The sequence below is a fragment of the Paenibacillus faecalis genome, assembly GCF_900289175.1.
Classification (GTDB): domain Bacteria; phylum Bacillota; class Bacilli; order Paenibacillales; family Paenibacillaceae; genus Paenibacillus_AQ; species Paenibacillus_AQ faecalis.
This window is the reverse complement of the sequence record NZ_LT985747.1, coordinates 3,882,023-3,902,828: the sequence shown is the minus strand read 5'-3', so window position 1 is coordinate 3,902,828 and position 20,806 is coordinate 3,882,023. Positions and strand designations below refer to the sequence as shown.

Genomic DNA, 20,806 nt, shown 5'->3' with positions numbered 1-20,806 from the left:
GCTCACACTCCTTGCCTCGCAATATTCATTGTAGAACAGTATACCGGTCTAACGCTATGACGATAGCTTACAGTTATCTTACAACTCTGTAAGGTTCAAGCATTATGAAATGTAATACGGACGGTCGTTCCTTCACCAACAACAGATTCAATGTGGAGACCATGACCGAGCTTGCTGCAAATTTGTTGAACCAGATACAGCCCCATTCCGGTTGATTCTTGGAAACGCCTTCCGTTTTCTCCAGTAAAATAAGGATCAAAAACACGCGGCAAATCGCTCTCGGGAATGCCGATCCCCTCATCTCTGAGCTCCAGAATAACCTCTTCGCTCTGACGATAGCCTGTGAAAAATAATGTTCCTCGTTCGTTCGGCGTATAACGGATGGCGTTGGTAATGAGCTGTGAGAGAACAAAGGACAACCACTTTTCATCGGAAGTGATCGTTAATGCTGGGTCTACATCAATAGATGGAAAGATTCTCCGCCGTATAAAAAGGCGCTTTTGCTCCGATGCCGCCGAGCGCACAATTTGCTCCAGTTGCAGAGTTTCGACACAGAAGTCCCGCTCAAACGTATCCAGTCGTGCAGTATATAGCACCAGGTCAAGCCCTTTCTTTAGACGGTCAAGCTCGTCGCCGATCGCTGTAGAGTCGGGATCGTCCTTTTTCTGCAGGATTAGATGAATGACGGATATGGGGGTCTTCATTTGATGAGCCCACTGATTGATAAACTGGATATGAGATTCAATTCGATGTTTATAGTTGTGCAGATCGGTTGTGTAATGCCGGAATTGAGTCTGCAGCACCTGCTGCAGCGCCTCAGCGAGCGGGGTTTGAGAAGGTTCGCCAGAGAATTCTCTCTGAAGCGGTTCAGGAGAAGCATACGGTTGTTCTAATCTTTTGTAAAATGAACGATTGGCAATAAAGCGAAAAATGAGGTAGCCAAGCAGCAAGCTGCCGCTGATCAGGCATGCATAGATGCTGACGGACATATTTCTGTAACCGTCCAGCCAATAGATCAACGTAACGATGAGAAGCTGGGCCAGGTAAATAAAGATAAGTGGCCGCTGCTCGCGCAGGAACAATTTCATATCTCTTCACTCCAATTCGGACTCAGGCGATAACCCCGTCCTCTGATCGTCTGAACCCCTTCTTCAATACCGAGTTGGGCAAGCTTTTTACGTACTCTGGTCACATAAACGTTAAGGGTATTATCATTTACAAAGATCTGATCATCCCATATTTTTTCGAGCAGCCGATCCCGGCTGACGACTTGTCCGGAGCGCTGCATGAGCTCGTCCAATATTTGAGCCTCGGTATGGCTGAGATCAGTCTGGGTATCGCCAAGCGCCAGGGTGAGCCGATCAACGTTCAGAGTCAGACCGGCAACCGTGAGCGAACGCTCATTATTTGCCGATGCATAAGAGCCGTAGGCTCTTCGCAGCTGGCTTTTGATTTTGGCCATAACAATCTCGTAATCAAAAGGCTTTGTAATATAATCATCTGCACCGTTTTCCAGTGCCATCACCTGATCCATCTTGCCATCACGGGCAGAAATGAACACGATCGGACAGTTGGAGATGCTGCGGAATTGGCGGCACCAATAATAACCGTCATATTTAGGCAAATTGACGTCCAGAAGAACGAGCTGCGGATCGTACTGTTCAAATTGGCTGCGCACCGTCTCAAAGTCATCGACGGATTGGGTCATGTAACCGAACTTGTGAAGATGCTCCTTGAGCAGGCTAACCAGCGTATAGTCGTCCTCGACGATGAATATTTTAAACATATCGATAAATCTCCTCTTTAAGCGTACATACGTATCGATGTAATTGTACCAAATTGTCGCTTGAGAAGGAAAAATACGAACAGGCGTCACGATAAAGGAAGGGGCTTTTTGCAAAATAATAACTGTAACCAAAGAATGAATCATGGTATACTACATGTTATTGAATCCAATTTTATGTAAAGTAGGTGTTATATGTATTAGGTTGAGGGGTGAAGTTTAATGAAGATCATAAACAATAAAAAGGCGTTATGGATATCGATCGCGGCTTTGTTTATGGGAACTGTTTTCATATGGGGGTTCTCATGGAGCAACCAAAAATATGAACCCAAAACCTATACGTTTAATTCTTACTCAGATTATGCCATGAGCGGTAACATACAGGGCTTAGTTGAAAACAAATCAGAATGGAGATTGCTGACAAGAAAGTTCAAGGAGAGACATGATTACCACCCGGTGATCAATGACCGACAATACCGACAATTAAGAAATGGAACTTCATAATTAAATATAACATCAAGGGACTGTCCAGAACTTGAACTGCATCCATCAAGTAGACAGTCCCTATTGTTGTGCGGAGCAGGCTTTAACCAACCTTGCTGTCCTCATTCCTTCCGCCGTGAATAGAATGCGTTATTAATTCCATAATATCTTAATATAAGATATCATGAGTTTGAATTACAATAACTCAAAATAAGGAGGAGTCAGGACATGAAAGGGACGGTGTATCCGCCTGAAAAGCAAGGCAGAGGAACACTCGACAGGGGCAGAATGACGGAATCGAAGCCGATCGGTCTTTCGGGAGAGGGCTCTGCTGTAATCCGAGTAGGCCCGCTGTTTTATTGGTCCTGGTTTCACTCACCTCTTGAGGCATATATAGGATTGCATCCGCACCAAGGCTTTGAGATCATCACCTATATGATTCAAGGCAAAGTGAGTCACGCTGATTCGCTTGGCATTAAAAGTGAGGTGGAGGCCGGTGGCTTGCAGTTAATGCGTACAGGGTCCGGAATTCAACATGAGGAGCGATTTATTGGTCCGAATGTGGAAGGATTTCAGATCTGGTTTGAACCGCTGTTGCGGGATTCTTTGAAACAAAATCCGTCTTACAGGCGGTATCACCATCATGACTTCCATATGGAACGGGAGGAAGGTATCGTACGCAAGACGGTCATCGGGGATCGGTCTCCGGCAGATTTATCAGTCGATGTCCATATGTATGATGTTCACCTGAAGGAAGGCAAAAGCATTTCATACAAGTTGAAGAAAGGACGCGCACTGGCGGCGCTTGCTGTTCGGGGCCAAGGAACATGGGGCGGGCAATCTGAGGGAGACGAGCTGTCGTTTCACCATAAGGATTTTGTTCTGCTCTGCTCGGATCATGATGAACTTCTTCGACTTGAGGCAAGTGATACATTGAGAATGATTTTGATCGATGTGCCTGACGATCCAGGCTACCCTCTATATCCGAAAAAACCATAAACGATTACATATATGATTTCAAAAGAACTGCGATCACCGTCAGGTGTTTGCAGTTTTTTTATACATACCAGAGAGTATAAGTTCCTGGAGGAAGTAAGAGCTTTATCTAAGTAACTCTTTAACTGCAAAAGTACATTTAAAACACCCATATTTTCACTTTTTGGCAGTTTACCTGCAAAAATACATTTGATTCCGCACGATATGACCTTTTTGGCGAAAAGCTTAAATTTTAACTGCACTCTTGCAGTTAATTTCCCCAAAAATCGAATCCTCACCCTTTATAATGTACATTTGCAGTTAAGCGTAATGGACGACGTAAGGTCAGCAATGGCGACCGCGATTACTCATCTTTGAAAGACTTCGATAGAAGTTCTTCTAATGGAAAGATGACTCGAACAGAATTGGAACAATTTAAAAGTTACATTTTTTTAATCTGTAGATTACATTCCTTTAATAATCCTACACACCCAATATTACGTCGAAAAAGGGACTAAAGACCTATTGAATGGAATTAATTGGTTCCTTATTTGTGAAAAAAGGACCATTCATCTATCGTTTTAGCATGTCTATAATGGGGGACGTAAAGACGAAACACGTTTGCAGGTTACAAATTCATTACAACTCAGGAGGTTTACATCATATGCAAATGAATTGGAAAAAAGTGATGGCTGGAGCTCTTTTGACAGCAACGTTTATGGGGTCTTTCGCATATGGATCAGCAACTACATACGCTGATGCAGCATCTAATGTGCAGGTCAGCGTACAGCAAGGAAAAGCTAATGCGAATGTCAATTTGCGAAGCAAGCCATCGACTTCAGGGGAAGTCGTGTCCAGAATTTATAAAGGCGAAAATGTTGAAATTATTAATAAGACCAATAGCAAATGGTATCAAGTGAAGACAAAGTCTGGGAAAACAGGCTACGCTTCTTCAAAATACATTGTGCCAACAGGCAGCTCAAGCTCTGGAGAAAGCTCCTCCAATAACGATAAAAACACGAATGCTGATGAAATGTCTTCCAGAGATGTGCTTGTAGAGAAAACAATCAGTGCCGGCATGAAATATTTGGGCACTCCTTATGAATACGGGTCAGACCGGAGTACGACTACCACTTTTGACTGCTCTGATTTTGTTCGTCAAGCATATTTGGAAGGTACAGGCATCAAGCTTCCATCCGACTCCCGTAAGCAAGGAGCATGGATTAAGGAAAAAGGAACCGATGTATACAGTATTAACGAATTGAAACGTGGTGACCTCGTATTCTTCATGAGCTACAAAGGCTCATCGGCTTCAAGCTATGCAGGATTGGACAAGTCCAAACAACGCATTACCCATGTGGCTATTTACCTTGGAGACAATAAACTCTTGCATACGTACTCCAAAGAGTCCGGCGGAGTATTGGTTGGCGAATTCAGCCAGTCCTGGAAAAACCGTTTCCTCTTTGGCGGAAGCGTAGTTTAATAACTGAACTGTAATCATTTATAAATACTATCATGGATTAAACGCGGATGGAAAGCTTCAAACAGCTTTTCATCCGCGTTTTTTGATGTAAAAATGAGCCATCCGTCACAAGATTGACGCTTGCATCGATCCGTGAATGTGTTTAATTGAGCTGAAAAACGGTTGAACCTAATTATCGGAATGAACCCGTTATTTGACGATATGTAAATAAGGATGGAGGTGAACCTTTGAAGGCTTATAGCATAAAAGATTTATCCAGCATATCCGGCGTAAGTGTACAAACCTTAAATTATTATGAGAAGATGGGCCTGTTAAGTCCATCTAACGTCTCTTCTAGCGGTTATCGGTATTATGAAACAGAGCAGCTTTTCCGTCTCCAGCAGGTGATGTTCTATCGTGAGCTCGATTTTTCTTTGGCCGAAATTGGGACACTTATGACACAGGACCAGGACCGTATCCGTTTACTTCAGACTCATAAGCAGCGCCTGATCGATAAAGCGATCTGCATTCAAACTTTAATCCATACAATTGATTACACGCTGCAAGAACTTCGAAATGGAAATGAAGTGAACATGGACCACAGGCGTCTTTATGACGGTTTTGATCCGATAAAGCAGGAGCAGGATGACAAGGCAGTCAATATAGAGCGAAGTGAACAGACAGAGTCTTTTAAAGACAAGCGGCGTGATGACTTGCGAACATGGTCCAAAAAAGACTATATCAACACTCAGAAGGAATCGGATGCCATTTATATAGATCTGTGCAAAGCGATGGAAGATGGCAAGGAGCCAGGCAGTCAGGCTGTTCAGAGCATCATCCAACGGCATTATGATTGGGTATGTCATTTCTATACGCCAACAAAAGACATTTACAGCGGGTTGGGGGACCTTTATGTAGACCATGGAGACTTCAAAAAACTTTATGCCGGCTATCACCCGCGTTTAGCTGAATATTTACGGGACGGTATAAAAATTTTTGCAGAGCAGAAGCTGTAGCATAAAGGAGTGAAAAACAAAAGACGCCCATATCGGACGGCTTTTGGTGACAAGTCATCTGCAATTGATGAGCGAATGTCAAATTATTGAAATCTTTGCGGTGTGTTTGAATACCCTTGACCATAAGAAGGCTGGTAATTGTTCATATTATGGGACTGGTTGTGGGTTTGAACGGACTGCTCAACCTGCTTCACCAGATTGGAAATTTGCTGATATTGCTGCATAGCTTGATGATGTCCTTGGAGCGCGGACTGGATCATTTGAGCAGCCTGGCGCTCACGCTGCGCAATTTCATCCAGACGCGTTGCGTTTTGCTGCTCCTGCTGAAGCAATTGCTGGTACATCGCTGAAGCCTGTTGGGTTTGTTGGCTCAGCTGTTGAAGCATTTGCTCACACTGGCGAATTTGCTGGGAAACTTGAAGATTATTGGATTGATACATGTTTGTGTAGTCCTCCTTTAGTTAGTGGGTTTCAGCCCTCATTTAGTGTGCGAAGGAATACACAAATTATTCAAATGAAATCGATAAAAAATTATAGTTGTCCTTCCAAAATTTGAACAAAGCGCTCCAGAAACTCCCGATCTTCTTGATCGAAGCGGTTTTTGATAGGACTGTCGATATCCAGCACCCCGTACAGCTGCCCATCCTTTAGAAGCGGAATAACAATTTCACTATTGGATGCGGCGTCACAGGCGATGTGGCCAGGAAAGGCATGTACATCTTCAACTACGAGCGTGCTTAGCTCGGCTGCAGCCGTTCCGCACACGCCCCGGCCCATCGGGATACGAATACAGGCAGGAAGGCCTTGAAAAGGTCCGAGCACCAGCTCTTTACCGTCATAGAGGTAGAAGCCGACCCAGTTGATCTCTTGCAGAAAATGATTGAGAAGAGCGGAGGCGTTGGCCAGATTAGCCATCGCATTCGGCTCATCATGAATAAGTGCCTTTAACTGATCGAGCACTTGAGCGAATTGTTCACTGCGAGTGCCTTCATAGGGTATATTTTGAAACATGGGCGATCCACCTCTTATGCTTTAGATTGTTATTAATTTACTTAAGATAGTATACGGGCGGGGAATTTGTCAATCAGTCGCCACGTTCCAAATAACCGAATTTGAGGATTTGGCGGTTGGACTCTTTCATGAAAGTTCTTTAAACTCGACTTCATAGATAGTAGGTCCGTAAAATATTAGTCAGAACTGTAACGTAGCGATTACCTGATTCTGGGCGAACTATGGGCCTACGGCCCGCAACCGTGGTGTCTTACTATTACTTCATTTGCTGCCATTATTGAATTTCTTAATCTTAATCGATTAAGATTTTTTGTAGGAAAATAGTCCTATTTTTTGTTATTTTAAAGTAATAATAGAGGTGATGTTATTTTTTTGTAGAAATAACATTAATGTAAGTAAAATATTTAGGAGGGATTTAAAAATGAAGAGGACATTACTGGCAAGTGCATTGTCACTAAGTATGCTTGGGTCGGCTATGGCACCAACATCTATTTTTGCCGACTCAGCACCACAAGTTTCAGTTTCTCAGGAATCATCGACCTTGACATCAAAAGTTTTTGAGAATATTGATGTGATGGGAGAATATATTATTGTTGGCGATGATAATTTGTATTATATCAATCCAGAAAGCAAATCTGTTATTTCAGATGAAGTGTATGAAGTTTACCAAAGAGGCGTAGATGTCATAAATGATAATTTGAAAACAGGAGCCTTCAAGATTGAAAATGGTAGTGTGGTGCCTGTAAACTATACTCCTCCCCAATCTCCGGAATTTTCTACGATGGCTTTTGGGAATTTTTACCCTTGGGGATATGCTCTTACTTTAACAGATCAAGAATCCAAAGATTTAGCTTATGCTTTTACAAATGGCGGATCAGCTGGTGCTGCATTAACTGCAGTATTGGGTTTGATTCCAGCTCCTCCAGCCAAACTTGCTCAAGCTATTAGTTATATACTAAATTTGTGGTACGTATCTATTGGTAATAGCATAAGCTACAATAACGTTGGGTATGGAGTTACCATTAATTTCCATTATGCCCTTTACTACAACATCACTTCAAATAAAGGTTGACTTGGTTAGGAGGAATAATGTATTTATTCTTAGCGTTTAGTTTAATAACTCTGTTGATTTTGATTTACACTGTTCTAGGTATGTTTGGGATCAAAATATTATCAAAGAAAATGTTTAAAGGTACTTTTGACGACACAAAATTGTTACTAGTCGTAACATTATTAGTTTCTTTGTCTCTAGTCCTTATTTATGCTTATTATGGTTCTACGACTATACTTTTTCCATTAGTCATCAATTTGGGAGTCGCGCTGCGAACTTATATTGAAATGAAAAAGTCAACTTCAAAATAAATTCAATAAAAATTATTAGTTGAAAGGGCCGGCTTTTTGTCGGCTTTTTTTCGTGGATCAGCAGAAATCACCGCTGCTTCAGAAACGATTTCAAATGAAATTTATGAGACATTACAGACAGAAGTGCCTAAGTATTGCTTGTCCTAATCGGCTGATTCCTGAGCTACCTGGCGGGGTAATAAGTGGTGAATCCAAATTCGTTAGCCTGAAGAGTGGAGGGAGAGAACGAATGCGAGCAGATGTACAGAATTTGTTTATCGGCATCCATATGCTTTATCAAGCCCATCAGCGTGACCTCATAGTCAGTGATATGCAGCCTGAATTGGAGCGGCTCGGGTACAAGGTCGGCGATCGGGAGGTAAAACAGGAGCTGGAGCGGCTGACAGAAGAAAATTTTTTAACCTCTCATGGGGATGGATACAGTATTACAGGCGCTGGAATCGAAGAATTTAAGGAAATTCAAAGAAAGCTGAAAGAGTTAACCAGCGAAGTGCTTAAGCCGGTAAAGCGAAAGAAAACAGGGTAAAATAGCCGACGGACTAAGTCCGCAGTAAAAAATAGCCTCCGAAAGAGAGCTTTAACATGCCTCTTCGGGGGCTATTTTTATACAGATTCCAGTGTTTTCTCTTTAAAAAAGTCAGAAGGAGATGGCTCAGCGGCTGTATCTTCTTGAGGCTTTCCCATATGTTCATGGAGAAAAGCACGTACTTCCTTGCGATATTGATGAGGATTGATATGATAAGCGTTCGCATGAATAGCGCCTTCAATGAGCACCAGCTTTTTGGGACCGGGCTTGACCTCATACATCTCCTGGCTCATTCGAGTCGGTACATACGTATCATTGTCTCCATGGATGAACATGACCGGAAGATCACTTTCACGAACGGAGCGGATCGGGCTAACCTGTTCAAAACTGAATCCGGCTTTTTTGCGAATCCGGTTATTTACCCAGCGAAAAAAAGGTATGGTGGGAAGTTTGTTAAGTGTTGTAATCTGATGCTTCATCAGGTCCGACAGATCTGAATAAGGGCAATCTGCAATAACAAGTTTAACCTGAGGCGCGGCAATTGACAGATACTCGAGAACCGTTCCACCACCCAAGGATTGACCGTGAAGGCCGATTTCGGTACCGGGGCCATGCTGTTCGATCAGCCAGTTTACCCAGGTCTGAATATCATATTTTTCATAATAACCATAAGTGGTATAGCGCCCCTCGCTGCGTCCATGACGGCGCTGATCGATAAGAAGTACATTGAACCCTTCATCGGTAAACATATCGATAAATTGGGTAGATACGGCGCGGGAGCCAGTGTAGCCATGTACAATAATGATCCAACGTTTGGAGTTCGGGTAAAGCTCAATGGCAGCGCCGCTCAGTTTCAGTCCGTCGATACTTGAAAGTATTACTTCCTTTTTGACCAAAGCTTCGTAGCGATCGCGACTGTACAGACCGAGACTTTCCAATATGGCGAACAGGCTGAGGTCATTCTTGACTTTCATTTGAGTGATCTGCAGAAATCCAAAATGCGTAATGCCGACCGCGAGAATCGCCAAAAACAACAATATTAGGATCGTGATGTACATCAAGAACAATCCTCCTTTTTTCCGTTGAATTGAACCGGGGTGGAGGAATCTGATATTGACGAGAATATGCCGTTTGACTCAATATAGAAGCATCTGCCCCGGTGACTGAACCAAAGAATCATGCAAATTCCAAAAGCATGGTATTTCCTTTAATATGATCAAAATGTGATCGAAAAATGTGAGAAGATTTCATTCCTATATAGACCATAGTATCACCGAAAACACGGAGGACAAGTCAACTTTTTTTAAACATTTCAGGATCTGATCGAACCAGCAAGCAGGCAAGCGGTGTGATTGCAAAGAAAGGAAAGGAGATAGGAAATGCTGATTCAATATGTGCAGGGAAACTCGATTTTACATCGCTGGGACCCTTTAAGTAAACTGGCTGTTCTAATGTGTGTCGCTGTAGTAGCGATGCTGTGGGAGGGAGCCTTATTACAAGCGATTTTATTGATAGGGTGTGTTTTGACAGCGAGATGGGCTGGAGGAATATCTTTTCGTCATCTGATGAGGGGAGTCAAGCTCATTGCCGTCGTGGCTATCCCCTATTTTATATTAACAGCTTTCACTGTGCCTGGAGAGATAGTGTGGTTTCAATGGGGACCTTTAAAATTGACGGCTCAATCCGTAAACCAGGCAGGGGAAATGAGTTTGAGGATGATCACATTATTTGTGTCCTCAATGGCTTATATCGTAAGCACTGATCCGCAGGAGTTGGTTGCTGAATTGGTTCGAAGACTTCATATCCCTTATCGTTTTGCCTTTGGGATTTCAGCTGCGCTGACGTTTCTTCCCATTCTTGAGGAGGAGGGAACGAGCATTCGTGCGGCTCAACAGGTTCGAGGACATCGTGTGCCGAAAGGGATCGTGCCGAAGCTATCATGGTGGGGGAAATTTGTCGCTGCCGTGCTGTTAAACAGTTTGCGGCGTGTTCAGCAGACGGCCGGAGCGATGGAATCGAAAGGCTTTGGAGCTTATTCGAAACGTACGTTTCGCAAAACGATTCGTATCCCTGTCTGGGGACCTTTAATAGCTGTTATTGCCGCTCTATTCACGGTATGGACGTGGTGGTCTGCCTGAATTGTTAACCTTATATTCTGAAAAACAGGTTGACGAATGGCGGGTAAAAAGGCAAAATAATGACCAGAGCTTGTTCAGCATTATAGATGGGTATTGAAAATTATTTATCGGTTTATGAAAGAGAGGGTTCTCATGAAAACTTCATCCCGCAATCGATTTACAACTCTGGACATTGTGCTGATGGCTATGCTTGCTGCCGTTAATGCCGTGCTCACTGTTTATCTTGGTCCTGTGAACAAACTTCTTACGAGCTTGGGTGGTCCAATAGCAACCTCAATGACAACGGGCTTGTACATCGTTTACGGCTTGCTTGCTTACTACATTATTCGTAAACCTGGTACCGCAGCGATTACCTACGGCATTGGTGGAACGATTCAGGCGCTGACCGGTCCGGTATACGGGATTGCGTCCGCTTTTGTTGCAGCTGCCTGTTATATGGTCGTGGCCGAGGCTTTGTTTGCATTCCTTCGCTATAAGCGCTGGGGAACAGGGGTGATGATGTTTGCTGGCGGCGCTCTGGTGCCGCTCTGGTTTTTATTTGCCGCCAACATGTTTGGATATACCGCTTGGCCAACCAGTGTGCTTATGATAGCGCTGTTTGTCCGTATCTTAAGCGGTGTGTTCCTGTGCGGTCTTCTCGTTAAAATTTTGGGAGATGCATTAAAACGTACAGGGCTTCTGCGCCGGTTCGCTCTGGGCACGGAGGATTAAGCGAATGTCCGGAGCGGGTGTAACTTGCGAAAATCTTACATACAGCTATGAAGGGGAAAATCAGCCTGCGATAGAAAACATCTCTCTTACTATTCCAGCGGGTCAGCGAATTGCTGTAATCGGAGCGAGCGGCAGCGGGAAGTCTACGCTGTGCCAGCTTTTGAGCGGTTTTCTTCCACGCAGCGGGGGCGGCGTAAGGGAAGGGATATTGCTGCTGGACGGGATGGACCCGGCAGAAGCCGCCCTTGCTGAAGTGGCCCGGGCCGTAGGCATCCTGTTTCAAGACCCGAATGCCCAGCTTGTGCAAGGGATCGTCGAGGATGAAGTGGCTTTCGGCCCGGAGAACATGTGCGAGCATCCGGAAGAAATCGAGCGCCGGATCGTTTATTCCCTGTCTGCGGTCGGTTTGATAGACCGCAGACAGGATCATGTGCGCTCGCTGTCCGGGGGGCAGCGACAGCGCACCGCCATAGCCGCCGTGCTGGCTCTCCAGCCGCGGCTTTTCGTCTTCGACGATGCCTGCGCCAGCTTGGATGCGGCGGCGCAGGCGTCTTTTCTGCAGCTGGCCAAGGCGCTGCAGGAGGACGGCCGGACGGTGGTCACCGCGTCCGGCCGCTTTGACGATGTCGCGCGCGCAGCGCAGCGCGTCATCGTCCTGGACGGCGGCACCGTCGTGCTCGACGGGCCGCCAGAGGCGCTGCTCCGCCGCTGCAGTGTACAGCTGGCGGAGCTGGGGCTGCTGCCTCCTCGCTTCACGGAGGCAGGGCCCCCCCGGGCGGCGGCAGCAGAGCGTGCCGCCGCCGAGTGCCAGCTTGCAGCGCCGTATAGCGCCGCCCCGGGGCAGGCAAGCGCACTGCTGGAGGTGAAGTCGCTTGACTTCACCTATCCCGGCGGCAGGCAGGCGCTGCAGGACGTGCAATTCACCTTGCACCCTGGTGAATGGGCGCTGCTCACCGGAGCGAACGGATCGGGCAAAACGACATTAAGCCGAATTTTGATGGGGCTTTTGCCCACTCCCCAAGGGCGTATACGGTGGCAAGGGAAGGACACAGCCGGCGTTCCCGTTTACCGCATGGCTGAAAAAATCGGGTATGTGTTTCAACAACCGGAACATACCTTTACCGCTCCAACCGTATGGGAAGAGCTCACGTACAGCTTGCATGGCGGGCTTCCTCCTTCCCGGCGTCCGGAGCTGACCGCAGAAGAAAAGCAGCGTGCCGATCATCTGCTTCGAACAGCTGGGCTTCATAATAAGACCGATGTGTCACCTTATCTGCTCAGTGGAGGAGAGAAAAGGCTGCTAAGTGTGATCAGTCAATTGATCGTGCCTAAGGAACTGTATATTATGGACGAACCGACGTCAGGTATGGATTATAACGGGATTTCCAAATTGATTGCATTATGCCGTTCGGCCTGTGACCAAGGCGCAGCCATGTTCATGATCACACATGATCCCGAAATGTTTTACCTAGAGGCAGATACGCTGCTGACATTGAAAGATGGAAAAATGTTATCTGTCCTTCTTTCCCCCGAACTACTATAATAGAAATGTTGTACAAGAACTTTCTTCTTGGTAAAGGGGAATTGCAATTCGTGAATACTTTAAATCAGTCAAAACGCAGCTTTATTCTGGCAGGCATATTGCTGTCAACGTTTCTTGCTGCTATTGAAGGGACGGTTGTAGGACCGGCAGGGCCTGCCATTGTGAGCAGTTTCGGAAGTGTCAGCTTGATGAGCTGGATTTTCACCTCCTATCTGCTGACAATGGCTGTGACCACTCCAATCTTCGGGAAAATCAGCGATTTATACGGCCGGAAGCCTGTGTTTTTGTACGGTTCTGTCGTGTTTTTGCTCGGCTCCTTGTTGTGCGGCTTTTCGCAAAGCATGACTCAATTGATTGTTTTTCGTGCGATTCAAGGAATCGGCGCAGGTGCAGTCATTCCCGTCACCTTCACCATTATCGGAGACATATACAAGCTGGAGGAACGCGGAAAGATTCAAGGTCTTCTCAGTTCCGTTTGGGGGATATCTTCTTTGGTCGGTCCGCTGCTTGGAGGATATTTTGTAGACTATTTATCCTGGCGCTGGATATTCGGTTTTAATGTGCCGTTCGGGCTCATTTCGATCTGGCTTATCTATCGTTATTTGGAAGAAAAAAAAGTAAAACGATCCGTTTCGATCGACTTTGCGGGAGCCGGATTGTTTACTGTCGGCATGACATTGCTGCTCTTTGCTCTCGCAGCCGGGGGACAGGCTTATCCATGGTCCTCGCCAATGATGATAAGCATCATCATCGCATCGATTGTACTGCTAATCGCCTTTTTGTTTGTGGAAGCGCGGGCGAAAGAACCGATGGTGCCCCTGAAATTGTTCCGAATCCGCGATATTTCGGTATCCACGCTCGCCAATTTGCTTGTCAGCGCGTTGCTGATCGGTTTGAGCACCTATTTGCCGCTTTGGATTCAAGGTGTTAAAGGCGGTAATGCAACGATGTCGGGATTAACGCTTGCCCCGATGTCTTTCGGCTGGTTGTTTGGATCTGTAGCGAGCGGAAGGCTTATCATCAAGACCGGCTCTCGTAAAACAGCGCTTATCGGCGTGATCGGTCTGGTCATCGGTGCAATCGGATTCGTCTTTATTCATGAAGGAACGCCGTGGGCATTTATGTTAATATGTACATTTATCTATGGCATCGGCTTTGGATATATTTCTACGCTATTTGCAATTATTGCTCAATCCTCCGTTAGCTATGAACTAAGAGGAGCCTCTACGGCGCTTAACACTTTTATTCGGACTTTGGGACAGACGGTGGGGGTAGCTGTGTTTGGAACATGGCTGAACAGCAGCATCGCAAGGCGGATTGCCGAAGAGCCATCCGGTGGAGCAATCAGCAGCGAAGATATTAACAAGCTCCTTTCACCACATGGCGAAATGAGTTTGCCGGCAGAAACGGGAGGGCTGCTGAAGGAAGTATTGGAGGGCAGCTTGAACTCGCTGTTTATTCTAATGGCGGTTATCGCCTTGGCTTGTTTTATGATCGTTGCCCGCTTCAATAACAGACCTCCTAAGCCTGAGGATAAAGACAACAGCGATGAATGGAGCACTTCAACCGCTTCTTGATCTAGACCACGTTTATATAAACGAAAAGCCGATCCATGATTCCATAAGGAGTCACGGATCGGCTTTATTCACATCATTTGCATTACCAGCAAGTAATAACCGTTTTTTGAACAGCACAAACCGGCAGAGGATATCCCTCGCCGGATTAGTATGTGCTTTATTTCACTTACGTGCTAATGGAGCCAATTTCTCCGCCTGTTTCCCAAGTCTTTTCAGAAGATAAATCATCTGATCCTTTTCTTCTTCAGACAATCCGCTAAGCGCAAAATGAATTCTTTCTGCATACTGAGGGTATTGTTCATTCATCAGAGCTTCCCCTTTAGGAGTCAGTTCTGCATATATCACTCTGCGGTCCTTCGGACAAGGCTTGCGAATCAGGAATCCTTTGCTTTCCAGTTTGTCGATAACATAAGTGACATTTCCGCTTTGCAGCAGCAGCTTGGCACCGATTTGTTGAATGGGTTGGGGCCCTTTGTAATAAAGCACTTCCATAACCGCAAAAGCCGTAGGATTAAAACCTTCGATTTTACTGCCTGCTACGGCGTGCTCGTTTACACTTTTAAACGATTTGGCAAAAACCCGATATAGATGCAGTGACAGCTGTGTATCGCGTTCATGTGATAAGATCATGCTTCTTCCCGCCTTTTTGGTCATGCCATAGATTTCTTTGAATATAGATTACTCCAATCTATGAATTAGAAACATGTTATTTATCACAATTAGACTCTATTTTAGTATTTAAAAATAAAAAGGACTCCTGTTCATATTTATCCCTTTACCTCAGCCATGAGCCGACTTGATAAATAGAAAGGGTTCTTGTAACCGATTAGTTTTTCCTTCGTAATAATAGGTATTGACCCTAATTATGGGAAGTAGAGGAATCAACAATTTATGAATAAATTGAATGATAGCAGGAGAGAAGAAAATGGTGGAATGTTACAATCAGCAGAGTCTGCCGGTGCTGGAAGTGGATATTGAGGAAGCCGGATATGAGCCGGGCCGCCCCCAAATCCATGATGTGCATTTTCAAGTATATAGAGGAGAACTGCTCGGCTTGATTGGCCCTAATGGAGCAGGAAAGAGCACGACGATCAAGACAGTGATGGGTCTGCTCAAAGATGCAAAAGCTGAAGTAGAGATTGCAGGAGACCCGCCTAAATACGCATATGTACCGGAACAACCGGTTTTTTATGAAGACCTGACGCTTTGGGAGCATCTTGATCTTGCTGCGGCAGCGTTTGGTTTGGAGGATAAGCATTTTGTGAACCAAGCTAATCATTTATTGAAGCAGTTTGATATGGAACATGTTCGTCATGGGCTGCCTGGAGGATTTTCCAAAGGGATGAAGCAAAAAATGATGCTTATGATCGGATTTATGGCACAGCCGGATATTTATATTGTAGATGAGCCGTTTATCGGTCTTGACCCGCGTGCGACCAAAGACTTTCTGGAACTGCTTGATACGGAGAGAGGGCGGGGGGCAGGGATTTTAATGTCAACACATGTTTTGGATACTGCAGAAAAAATTTGCGACTCCTTCGTACTCATTTCAGGCGGCCGCGTTGCTTCTCAAGGAAGTTTGGACGATATTCGAAGCTCTGCCGGATTGCCTGAGGGATCTTTGTTTGATTGCTTCGACGTCCTTACATGAAGGGAGGAGCCGAAGTGGAGAAAAAGAGAAATGAAATCCGTAGGAAATCGCGCATTGTTCATCCGGCCCAGCTTTTTAGACGGAGAATGCTTACCTATTGGAAGTATCAGCTTTCCGTTATACAATCGGTGGCTGACTGGACCGTTATGCTGTATATATTGATTCCGGGTCTGCTTCTTGGCGCTGGACTTTATATGGAGCAGTGGACTACGCCGCCTCCGGCCTGGCTGGAGCTTATGCCTTGGCAGGTCGCTGCGGCTGCATTGCTGTTTATGTTTTCAGGACATGTTCTGCTCTTTGTCGAGGAAGGCGACATGCTGTTTCTAAGGCAGCAGTCTCGTTGGATGAGAGGACTGATGGCAAGGGGCATGATTTACAGCATCACAGTAAACACGCTTAAAGGCTTGATGTTTGTAATGATCACCCTGCCTTTTCTGTATCGGGGATTCGGGCTTGATGCTTGGACTTTATTTTCGTGGGGAGTGCTGGCGGCAGGAAGCTCATGGTGTACCAACTTGCTGATTCATAACATCCGGGTCCGGTTTCGAGGTTTTCTAAAAGGACTGTTTTCACTGCTGCTGAGAGCATTGTCCTATGTCATTTTCTTGGCGATCCTTATGTTTCTGCCGGGGATGCCAATATCCGCTATGGTAACCGGACTGCTCTTAATGCTCACGGCTGTCTTCCTCATGCGGACTCGTCTGTCTATGGTGGGGACCTTTACTGCTGATGTACAGGAGGATGCACGCATACGCATGCGGCTAACGGACAAAGTGCTTGCTCAGGCTGTAGGCAAACCTCCCAGAACACGAAGCAAATCATGGTTGTTCCGCAAATCCCGCAGAATTTATCGATCAAGTGCCCCGGATAAACGTTTTGCTGGAGCGGGCGTAAAAGCCTTTCTTCGAAATCGGGAAAACCTTTTGCTTTATGTCCAGCTTACTGCGGCAGCTATTCCGGCTGTTTTGTTCCCGCCTGGTGTTGTCAAAGTGATTGTGTATGGGGCTTTGATGCTTCTTGTAAGTTATTTGCTGCATATGAAATGGACCGCTTTTGCTGAAGCGGAGTTCTCGCTGGTTCTTCCGTTTAGCAGCGCACAGCAGATGTCGGCGGGCCTTCTCGCTGTTCGCACTTTAATGCTGCTTCCGGCTTTGCTCATTTCGCTCGCTTTTGCTTTAACGCTATGGCCTGTTGGAATTGGGCTGCTGGCGGCGGCGCCGTTGGCTCTTATATGTTCTTATTCGGTCCCGGTGCTGTTTTCGCGTCCACCCCAAAAGCGGAAAGATTAGGTTATTGGAAAATACAAAGAAATCGCTCCTTGATGAATGGTGGTATAATACCTCCATTTGATCGAAAAGGGCGATTTCTTTTTGCGGTTAGTTCCGAAAAGTCGCTGCCAGCTCTGCGGCATGTTTTCCTGCTGTATAACCGGTGGAGAATGCAGCTGTAATATTGTATCCGCCTGTATATCCATGGATGTCCATCACTTCGCCGCAGAAGAAAAGCCCCGGCATCAACTTGGATTCCATCGTTTTGGGTTGAATCTCCTTCAGACTCACCCCTCCCCCCGTGACGAACGCCTCTTTCAGCGAACGTGTACCGCAGGCTCGGAAAACAAATTTTTTCAGGATAGAAGCGAAGGCAGAGATGGATGCTTTCGGTATTCCGCTGCAGATCGTATCCCCGTCAATTCCGGCTTTGGATAGCAGAAGGGGAATCATCCGCTCGGGAATCCAGCCTTTTATAGCATTTTTAACTGCTTTTCTCGGTTCTTGTTCCAATCGATGCCTCAACTCGGACTCAACAGCGCCAATTGAAAGGTCCGGGAAAAGATCAATCGCAAGATCGACGTTGACAGTGTCGAACTTTCGTTGGACCTGGCGAATAAACTGGCTGCAGCGCAGTGCAATCGGTCCTGAAACACCGAAATGTGTAAACAGCATGTCCCCTCTGTGTGCGATAACTCTTTTGCCCTTCGGATTCCAGACAGACAGTTCGACATCCCGAAGCGAAAGCCCCTGAAGCTCTTTAGAAGCGATCCAGGTTTCGGTGGAAACAATCGGCACTTCTGTTGGATACCGTTCTGTAATCGTATGTCCCGCTGCAGCAGCCCAGGGATAACCGTCTCCAGTGGACCCGGTTTGCGGAACAGATTGTCCTCCGGTCGCGATGATGACGCAGGGGGATGTATGCGTAGCTCCTGATTTTAGTTCAATCCCGGCGGTTTTTCCATCTTTATAAATAATTCGTTCCACAGGACTATTAGTTATGATTTTCGTGCCCAGCTCTTTTACCCTGCCAACCAGTGCATTCACTACGCTTGATGCCTTGTCCGAAACCGGGAACATTCGGCCGTTGTCCTCCTCTTTCAAGGCGATGCCAAGTCCTTCGAAGAAGGCCATAATATCCCGATTGTTCCAGTGCTGGAACGAACTATACAAGAAGCGTCCGTTTCCCGGAATGTGGGCAATGAGCTCATCGATGTCTTTGGCGTTGGTAACATTGCAGCGTCCGCCCCCGGAAATGCCCAGCTTGCGTCCCAATTTATCTCCTTTATCAACCAGCAGGACGGATGCTCCCCTCTCCGCAGCAGCTATACAAGCCATAAGCCCGGAGGGACCTCCCCCTACAACAATAACATCATAATGTGACATGTTTGTTCATAGCTCCTTTGGGGGTAATTCATGAATACATAACGTTTATTATAAACGTATTTACCTTATAGCCCAACCCTTAAGTCTCGCCGTAATCTGCTAGGGTTCATTTCTTTTCCACAGGATTTTACAAGTATTGTAATTTAATGTCGCTTGTGATTTAATCAACAATAACAGAGGCACACATCAATTGAGGTGATGACGCATTGTGTTAACTGCAATGAAGGACATTTTGCTGCAAATTATGCTGTCCGGTTTGTTTACTTTTCAGATTCCGCTCTTCTTCAGTAATCATCTCAAGTCACATGGAACGGACGATCGACAGCAATACCGGAATCTGGTCGTAATAACCTGTGCGATAAGCATGTTGTTCTGTTTTGGGCTGTCCTCCGTTTATAATGGTATGATCCCGATTAATCTCGGTATTTTGCCGCTGTTTGTAGGTATTTTATATGGCGGCAGAACGGCTGGCTGCCTACTTTCACTTCTTTATATGGTTAGTCACGGGCTTATTAACGGATTTTCCTTATCCGGAATGATACTGTATACAGGGCTTCCTGTGTATCCTCTTCTATTCTTCCTTTCTTCTCGGTTTAAACGAAGCTCTGTGATGGAGAAAATCGGATGTCTCTGGATTGGACTTATACCTGCCTTGATGATCATCTTAGTTTCCCCTATTTTAGAAAATAAAGTTTTTAACGCGTCGTATGATTCAGAAACAATTTTAATTACGCTTTTATATGTTCTTTTTAGTATTTTTAATGGGGCACTTCTTGTCTATTTTATTGAATTCGTGTATAAACGGTTGTTTATTCATACGCCAGCAAAGTCCGAAACAGAAAAAACATGGCTTCAACAATTTATTGACATGATACCTTTGGGAATGGCTGTGGTTGATAAAAAAGGGAATATCGCTATGCTGAACAAACAGTTGGAAATGAACTACAAGAGAAGCTGTCCTCAAGCTCATACGGAAGAATTGATCGGCCGTGCCTTTGACGAGATTATTAAAGGATCGATGGAGCAAGACTTCCTAAAACACAGGGTTCTTGAAGCACTTCAAGGCATTCAATCCAATGAAGAAGTGATACGCAATGATACGAATATATATTCCACAGGGACATTTCCGCTCTTTAATGAGGAAACACAGCAGATCGAAGGTGCAGTTGCGATTATTCATGACATTACTGAAATCGAGAAGCTGAAGAGTGAATTGATCAATATCGAGCGGCTCAGCATGGTCGGTCAAATGGCTGCAAGCATTACGCATGAAATCCGGAATCCTATGGCTGTAGTAAGAGGATTTCTTCAACTAATGAAAGAGAAAAGCCCGGATTCGCTCGATCATTACTACCGGATTGTGATGGAGGAGCTGGATCGTGCCAACGGAATTATTAGTGATTTCCTATCTCTGGCTCAGACTCGAATTGTTGAAAAAGAGGAATGTCATCTCCATGATATCATTCACGAGCTAAGTCCTTTGTTATGGGCAGATGCTAATCTTCGGGGACAGAGCATTGATCTGAGGCTTGGCAGCAATGTTCCGAACCTGCACCTCAACTCTAAAGAGATGAAACAGCTGATCTTGAATCTTTCCCGTAATGCGATGGAAGCTATGGAGGATAAGGGAGTGCTGACTATCGAGACAAGTTTGGCTGGAGAACATATTGAGCTGCATGTTAAAGATACAGGGCCTGGCATTCCTGAAGATAAGCTGACTCGACTGTTCGAACCTTTTTTTACGACGAAGAGCAAAGGAACAGGGTTGGGCCTAGCTCTTTGCTTGAGTATCGTACAGCGTCATCACAGCAACATTTCTGTACATTCGGAGATGGGGAAGGGGACGGTCTTTACCGTTTCCTTTCCGGTTGCCGAGGCGGATAAAGAAGGATTGCCCAAGCCATAATAAGGTGA

Annotated in this window: 21 protein-coding genes and 1 pseudogene; 15 read left to right on the top strand and 7 right to left on the bottom strand. The window is 45.5% G+C overall.

Annotated elements, in window-relative coordinates:
- Window positions 1-95 precede the first annotated feature (95 nt).
- Window positions 96-1,088, bottom strand: a complete 993-nt coding sequence (locus C8268_RS18295; RefSeq protein WP_106768994.1) for a sensor histidine kinase — start codon at window positions 1,086-1,088, stop codon at window positions 96-98.
- Window positions 1,085-1,786: a response regulator transcription factor gene (locus C8268_RS18290; protein ID WP_106768993.1), complete on the bottom strand. Its 702-nt coding sequence runs from the start codon at window positions 1,784-1,786 to the stop codon at window positions 1,085-1,087. The genes C8268_RS18295 and C8268_RS18290 overlap by 4 nt, the downstream gene beginning before the upstream one ends.
- A gap of 219 nt (window positions 1,787-2,005) precedes the next feature.
- On the opposite strand from C8268_RS18290, the gene C8268_RS18285 reads away from it, so the two are divergent.
- The 4 genes from C8268_RS18285 to C8268_RS18265 all read left to right on the top strand — a co-directional run bounded on the left by C8268_RS18285 (window position 2,006) and on the right by C8268_RS18265 (window position 5,719).
- Complete coding sequence (locus C8268_RS18285) at window positions 2,006-2,287, top strand: hypothetical protein (protein ID WP_106768992.1); 282 nt, start codon at window positions 2,006-2,008, stop codon at window positions 2,285-2,287.
- Window positions 2,288-2,494: 207 nt separating this feature from the next.
- Window positions 2,495-3,265 (top strand): pirin family protein, encoded by a 771-nt coding sequence (locus C8268_RS18280; protein WP_106768991.1) that lies wholly within the window; start codon window positions 2,495-2,497, stop codon window positions 3,263-3,265.
- Between the two features lie 646 nt (window positions 3,266-3,911).
- Window positions 3,912-4,724 (top strand): C40 family peptidase, encoded by an 813-nt coding sequence (locus C8268_RS18270; RefSeq protein ID WP_420094288.1) that lies wholly within the window; start codon window positions 3,912-3,914, stop codon window positions 4,722-4,724.
- A gap of 227 nt (window positions 4,725-4,951) precedes the next feature.
- Window positions 4,952-5,719, top strand: coding sequence for a MerR family transcriptional regulator (locus C8268_RS18265; protein WP_106768989.1), 768 nt, complete (start codon window positions 4,952-4,954; stop codon window positions 5,717-5,719).
- An 83-nt stretch (window positions 5,720-5,802) separates the two neighbouring features.
- Here C8268_RS18265 and C8268_RS18260 read toward each other — a convergent pair whose 3' ends face one another.
- Window positions 5,803-6,159: an AMP-dependent synthetase and ligase gene (locus tag C8268_RS18260; RefSeq protein ID WP_106768988.1), complete on the bottom strand. Its 357-nt coding sequence runs from the start codon at window positions 6,157-6,159 to the stop codon at window positions 5,803-5,805.
- 91 nt (window positions 6,160-6,250) lie between these two features.
- A complete protein-coding gene (locus C8268_RS18255) occupies window positions 6,251-6,730 on the bottom strand; it encodes a GAF domain-containing protein (RefSeq protein ID WP_106768987.1) in 480 nt (159 codons plus the stop codon).
- 421 nt (window positions 6,731-7,151) lie between these two features.
- Here C8268_RS18255 and C8268_RS18250 point away from each other — a divergent pair, with 421 nt between their 5' ends.
- Window positions 7,152-7,802 carry a hypothetical protein gene (locus tag C8268_RS18250; RefSeq protein ID WP_106768986.1) on the top strand — a complete coding sequence of 217 codons (651 nt, stop codon included), beginning with the start codon at window positions 7,152-7,154 and terminating at the stop codon, window positions 7,800-7,802.
- Window positions 7,803-8,321: 519 nt separating this feature from the next.
- Complete coding sequence (locus C8268_RS18240) at window positions 8,322-8,618, top strand: hypothetical protein (RefSeq protein ID WP_106768984.1); 297 nt, start codon at window positions 8,322-8,324, stop codon at window positions 8,616-8,618.
- Window positions 8,619-8,695: 77 nt separating this feature from the next.
- Here the strand turns inward: C8268_RS18240 and C8268_RS18235 are convergent, their stop codons facing one another.
- The gene (locus C8268_RS18235) at window positions 8,696-9,676 is read right to left on the bottom strand and encodes an alpha/beta hydrolase (RefSeq protein WP_106768983.1); all 981 of its coding nucleotides are present in this window, start codon (window positions 9,674-9,676) and stop codon (window positions 8,696-8,698) included.
- Window positions 9,677-9,997: 321 nt separating this feature from the next.
- On the opposite strand from C8268_RS18235, the gene C8268_RS18230 reads away from it, so the two are divergent.
- The 6 genes and pseudogenes from C8268_RS18230 to C8268_RS18215 all read left to right on the top strand — a co-directional run bounded on the left by C8268_RS18230 (window position 9,998) and on the right by C8268_RS18215 (window position 14,587).
- Window positions 9,998-10,756 carry an energy-coupling factor transporter transmembrane component T family protein gene (locus C8268_RS18230; RefSeq protein ID WP_106768982.1) on the top strand — a complete coding sequence of 253 codons (759 nt, stop codon included), beginning with the start codon at window positions 9,998-10,000 and terminating at the stop codon, window positions 10,754-10,756.
- Window positions 10,757-10,888: 132 nt separating this feature from the next.
- The gene (locus C8268_RS18225) at window positions 10,889-11,467 is read left to right on the top strand and encodes an ECF transporter S component (protein ID WP_106768981.1); all 579 of its coding nucleotides are present in this window, start codon (window positions 10,889-10,891) and stop codon (window positions 11,465-11,467) included.
- Between the two features lie 4 nt (window positions 11,468-11,471).
- Window positions 11,472-11,930 (top strand): annotated as a pseudogene (locus C8268_RS23230) (energy-coupling factor ABC transporter ATP-binding protein); the annotation flags it as partial.
- Window positions 11,816-12,088 (top strand): hypothetical protein, encoded by a 273-nt coding sequence (locus C8268_RS23225; RefSeq protein WP_234033007.1) that lies wholly within the window; start codon window positions 11,816-11,818, stop codon window positions 12,086-12,088. The pseudogene C8268_RS23230 and the gene C8268_RS23225, both read left to right, overlap by 115 nt.
- Window positions 12,063-13,010, top strand: a complete 948-nt coding sequence (locus tag C8268_RS23220; RefSeq protein ID WP_234032992.1) for an ABC transporter ATP-binding protein — start codon at window positions 12,063-12,065, stop codon at window positions 13,008-13,010. The genes C8268_RS23225 and C8268_RS23220 overlap by 26 nt, the downstream gene beginning before the upstream one ends.
- Before the next feature lie 5 nt (window positions 13,011-13,015).
- Window positions 13,016-14,587: an MDR family MFS transporter gene (locus C8268_RS18215; protein ID WP_106768979.1), complete on the top strand. Its 1,572-nt coding sequence runs from the start codon at window positions 13,016-13,018 to the stop codon at window positions 14,585-14,587.
- Window positions 14,588-14,749: 162 nt separating this feature from the next.
- On the opposite strand, the gene C8268_RS18210 is transcribed toward C8268_RS18215, so the two are convergent.
- Window positions 14,750-15,217, bottom strand: a complete 468-nt coding sequence (locus tag C8268_RS18210) for a MarR family winged helix-turn-helix transcriptional regulator (protein WP_106768978.1) — start codon at window positions 15,215-15,217, stop codon at window positions 14,750-14,752.
- 295 nt (window positions 15,218-15,512) lie between these two features.
- On the opposite strand from C8268_RS18210, the gene C8268_RS18205 reads away from it, so the two are divergent.
- Complete coding sequence (locus C8268_RS18205; RefSeq protein WP_106768977.1) at window positions 15,513-16,238, top strand: ABC transporter ATP-binding protein; 726 nt, start codon at window positions 15,513-15,515, stop codon at window positions 16,236-16,238.
- A 14-nt stretch (window positions 16,239-16,252) separates the two neighbouring features.
- Complete coding sequence (locus C8268_RS18200; RefSeq protein WP_158702769.1) at window positions 16,253-17,527, top strand: ABC transporter permease; 1,275 nt, start codon at window positions 16,253-16,255, stop codon at window positions 17,525-17,527.
- A gap of 87 nt (window positions 17,528-17,614) precedes the next feature.
- On the opposite strand, the gene C8268_RS18195 is transcribed toward C8268_RS18200, so the two are convergent.
- The gene (locus C8268_RS18195; protein WP_106768975.1) at window positions 17,615-18,892 is read right to left on the bottom strand and encodes a BaiN/RdsA family NAD(P)/FAD-dependent oxidoreductase; all 1,278 of its coding nucleotides are present in this window, start codon (window positions 18,890-18,892) and stop codon (window positions 17,615-17,617) included.
- Window positions 18,893-19,100: 208 nt separating this feature from the next.
- On the opposite strand from C8268_RS18195, the gene C8268_RS18190 reads away from it, so the two are divergent.
- Complete coding sequence (locus tag C8268_RS18190) at window positions 19,101-20,798, top strand: two-component system sensor histidine kinase NtrB (protein ID WP_106768974.1); 1,698 nt, start codon at window positions 19,101-19,103, stop codon at window positions 20,796-20,798.
- The last annotated feature ends 8 nt before the right edge of the window (window positions 20,799-20,806 follow it).

Bases quoted from the DNA above. Each gene is read 5' to 3' on its own strand.
- C8268_RS18240 (WP_106768984.1), top strand. From the start codon at position 8,322: ATGCGAGCAGATGTACAGAATTTGTTTATCGGCATCCATATGCTTTAT.
- C8268_RS18255 (WP_106768987.1), bottom strand. From the start codon at position 6,730: ATGTTTCAAAATATACCCTATGAAGGCACTCGCAGTGAACAATTCGCT.
- C8268_RS18295 (WP_106768994.1), bottom strand. From the start codon at position 1,088: ATGAAATTGTTCCTGCGCGAGCAGCGGCCACTTATCTTTATTTACCTG.
- C8268_RS18250 (WP_106768986.1), top strand. From the start codon at position 7,152: ATGAAGAGGACATTACTGGCAAGTGCATTGTCACTAAGTATGCTTGGG.
- C8268_RS18285 (WP_106768992.1), top strand. From the start codon at position 2,006: ATGAAGATCATAAACAATAAAAAGGCGTTATGGATATCGATCGCGGCT.
- C8268_RS18260 (WP_106768988.1), bottom strand. From the start codon at position 6,159: ATGTATCAATCCAATAATCTTCAAGTTTCCCAGCAAATTCGCCAGTGT.
- C8268_RS18270 (WP_420094288.1), top strand. From the start codon at position 3,912: ATGAATTGGAAAAAAGTGATGGCTGGAGCTCTTTTGACAGCAACGTTT.
- C8268_RS18290 (WP_106768993.1), bottom strand. From the start codon at position 1,786: ATGTTTAAAATATTCATCGTCGAGGACGACTATACGCTGGTTAGCCTG.
- C8268_RS18225 (WP_106768981.1), top strand. From the start codon at position 10,889: ATGAAAACTTCATCCCGCAATCGATTTACAACTCTGGACATTGTGCTG.
- C8268_RS18235 (WP_106768983.1), bottom strand. From the start codon at position 9,676: ATGTACATCACGATCCTAATATTGTTGTTTTTGGCGATTCTCGCGGTC.
- C8268_RS18280 (WP_106768991.1), top strand. From the start codon at position 2,495: ATGAAAGGGACGGTGTATCCGCCTGAAAAGCAAGGCAGAGGAACACTC.
- C8268_RS18210 (WP_106768978.1), bottom strand. From the start codon at position 15,217: ATGATCTTATCACATGAACGCGATACACAGCTGTCACTGCATCTATAT.
- C8268_RS18205 (WP_106768977.1), top strand. From the start codon at position 15,513: ATGGTGGAATGTTACAATCAGCAGAGTCTGCCGGTGCTGGAAGTGGAT.
- C8268_RS18195 (WP_106768975.1), bottom strand. From the start codon at position 18,892: ATGTCACATTATGATGTTATTGTTGTAGGGGGAGGTCCCTCCGGGCTT.
- C8268_RS18230 (WP_106768982.1), top strand. From the start codon at position 9,998: ATGCTGATTCAATATGTGCAGGGAAACTCGATTTTACATCGCTGGGAC.
- C8268_RS18215 (WP_106768979.1), top strand. From the start codon at position 13,016: ATGTTGTACAAGAACTTTCTTCTTGGTAAAGGGGAATTGCAATTCGTG.